The 2,036-nt window shown below is 59.7% G+C and carries 5 protein-coding genes and 1 pseudogene; 2 read left to right on the top strand and 4 right to left on the bottom strand.

Annotated features, from left to right (window positions below):
• Together EN893_RS30900 and EN893_RS30905 are read left to right on the top strand one after the other, a co-directional pair.
• A pseudogene (locus EN893_RS30900) lies at nt 1–225 on the top strand (bifunctional folylpolyglutamate synthase/dihydrofolate synthase); the annotation flags it as partial.
• 28 nt (nt 226–253) lie between these two features.
• Nucleotides 254–673, top strand: a complete 420-nt coding sequence (locus EN893_RS30905; RefSeq protein WP_127268386.1) for a VOC family protein — start codon at nt 254–256, stop codon at nt 671–673.
• 52 nt (nt 674–725) lie between these two features.
• Here the strand turns inward: EN893_RS30905 and EN893_RS30910 are convergent, their stop codons facing one another.
• From EN893_RS30910 to EN893_RS30925, 4 genes are all read right to left on the bottom strand, one after another.
• Nucleotides 726–944: a plasmid stabilization protein gene (locus tag EN893_RS30910; RefSeq protein ID WP_127268387.1), complete on the bottom strand. Its 219-nt coding sequence runs from the start codon at nt 942–944 to the stop codon at nt 726–728.
• Between the two features lie 68 nt (nt 945–1,012).
• On the bottom strand, nt 1,013–1,294 hold the full coding sequence (locus EN893_RS30915; RefSeq protein ID WP_127268388.1) for a cupin domain-containing protein: 282 nt from the start codon (nt 1,292–1,294) through the stop codon (nt 1,013–1,015).
• 131 nt (nt 1,295–1,425) lie between these two features.
• Nucleotides 1,426–1,749 (bottom strand): thioredoxin, encoded by a 324-nt coding sequence (gene trxA, locus EN893_RS30920; RefSeq protein ID WP_127268389.1) that lies wholly within the window; start codon nt 1,747–1,749, stop codon nt 1,426–1,428.
• 75 nt (nt 1,750–1,824) lie between these two features.
• A partial coding sequence (locus EN893_RS30925; protein WP_164901265.1) for a hypothetical protein occupies nt 1,825–2,036 on the bottom strand: 212 nt, incomplete at its 5' end.

A 2,036-nucleotide genomic window follows, 5' to 3' on the forward strand; every position in this document is an offset into this window, starting at 1 on the left:
GTCTACACGGTGCCGGTGAGCCTTAGCGAGGCCGGCGTGCCAAACGACGAACTGGCGGTCCGCGCGACGGAAGCCGGGCTGACCGCCGAGCCGGTGAGTTCCGTCGCCAGCGCGCTGATGCTGCTGCGCGACACCTGGGACGGTCCGGCGCCACGCATCCTGATCAGCGGTTCGTTGTATCTGACCGGCGCGGTGCTGGCCGAGAACGGCACCCCGCCGACCTGAAGGCGGATTTTTCTGCGAGGAACCTGTCATGATCAAGGTCAAGCAGCTCGCTCACGTCTGCATCTTCGCCAACGACCTTGAAGCGACACGAAGCTTCTATCGCGACGTGCTGGGCATGGACACCTGCTTCAATTTCCTGCGTGACGGCAAGATTTTCGGGTTCTACCTCGATTGCGGCGGCGGCAGCCATGTCGAGGTGTTCGGGAAAAACGAGGCCCGCTATGGCGACCTGAACCAGATCAACCACTTCTGCCTAGAAGTGGAGAACATTGATGCCGCGATCGCCCACATCAGGTCGAAAGGTGTCGACGTCACCTCAAAGAAACTGGCCTGCGATGACACATTTCAGGCCTGGATCCGCGATCCAAACGACGTGAAAATCGAGTTGTTCGAGTACACCCAGAAAAGCGCACAATTCACCGGCGACGACCGCATCGCTGATTGGTGAGACCAGCCAAGCCATGACACCGCATCAGGCGCCTTTCTAAGGGTCTCTGAAATCACAATGGTATGATTGCTTCCAGATCGATGTCGACGCCGATGCTTGCCGTCAGGCGGGAATAGAAGAGGGAGGCCGGTTCTCGCCCGGCCTCCCGAATCTCATAGGATTCAAGTGCGCGTTCGACGATATCAGCTATTGAACGGTTTTCGCGACGAGCGAGTCGATGAGCAATATCTCGTGCTTTTGCGCTGCGGACGGAAAGCTGGGGTTCGGCCATTTCAAACTCCCCTTTCTAGAAGATGTAGTCTCTCAGCGCCCATCAAGATGGCACATGATGGCATGCCGTCACCTCAATTCGATCTCGATAAAGGCATATTCGCCTTCGTTGGCGTTGATGACGTCATGTTCGACGCCCTCTTTGCGGAAATAGGGCGCGCCCTTCTTCATCTCGGCGAAGGTCTCGCCGTCCTTGGTCAACAGCTTCACCTTGCCGTCCATCAGCGGCACGACGACATAGTCGTGGCCGTGGCGATGCCAGCCGGTGTTTTCGCCCGGTGCGAAGCGGTACTCGGTGACGATGACGCGCTCATTGTCGATGAATACGGTGGCCTTGGCGGATCCGGTCATGGGGTTCTCCTGTCTGGCTCAAGCAGATGACATGGAGTGGCCGGACGCGAGAGCCAGAGCCACGCACCGATGACGCCAACAAAAAGCCCGGCGCGAGGCCGGGCTTGATGGTCATATGAATTTCAGATGGATCAGGCGAGATTGCCGTTGATCCAGTGCGACAGCGCGGTCTTGGGCGCCGCACCGACCTTCTTGTCGGCCATTTCGCCGCCCTTGAAGATCATCAGCGTCGGGATCGAGCGCACGCCGAACTGGGCGGCAAGCTCCGGATTCTCGTCGATGTTGAGCTTGGCGATCTTCACCTTGGCGCCGAGTTCGGTGGCAATGTCTTCGAGCGCCGGCGCGATCATCTTGCAGGGACCGCACCATTCCGCCCAGAAATCGACGACGACCGGTACGTTGGCGTCAAGCACGTCGGCCTGGAAGTTGCTCTTGTCGACCTTCACGGTTGCCATATGGAAAATCCTTTTGAAAGTTTTTGTCCCACCAAATGTGGTGGTGATCGCGCCCTTCTTCAAGCAGGTGTTGTGTCACGCTCCCGTGAGTCGGGCAAGGGCGTCGTCCATGGCACCGGCTGGCAGCTCGATCAGCCGCGGCGCCTCGGTGAACAGCAGGGCCGCCTTGACCGTGCGGCCGGGATAGAGCGGCTGCAACAGGGCGCGATAGAGCGCGAGCTGGAGCAGGTAGGCCGGCGGCACCTCGGCCAGAGTGGAGGGCGCCGGCCGGTTGGTCTTGTAGTCGA

Origin of the sequence: Mesorhizobium sp. M7A.F.Ca.CA.004.04.2.1 (assembly GCF_004022825.1) — a bacterium.
Taxonomy (GTDB): domain Bacteria; phylum Pseudomonadota; class Alphaproteobacteria; order Rhizobiales; family Rhizobiaceae; genus Mesorhizobium.

Bases quoted from the DNA above. Each gene is read 5' to 3' on its own strand.
- EN893_RS30905 (WP_127268386.1), top strand. From the start codon at position 254: ATGATCAAGGTCAAGCAGCTCGCTCACGTCTGCATCTTCGCCAACGAC.
- trxA (WP_127268389.1), bottom strand. From the start codon at position 1,749: ATGGCAACCGTGAAGGTCGACAAGAGCAACTTCCAGGCCGACGTGCTT.
- EN893_RS30915 (WP_127268388.1), bottom strand. From the start codon at position 1,294: ATGACCGGATCCGCCAAGGCCACCGTATTCATCGACAATGAGCGCGTC.
- EN893_RS30910 (WP_127268387.1), bottom strand. From the start codon at position 944: ATGGCCGAACCCCAGCTTTCCGTCCGCAGCGCAAAAGCACGAGATATT.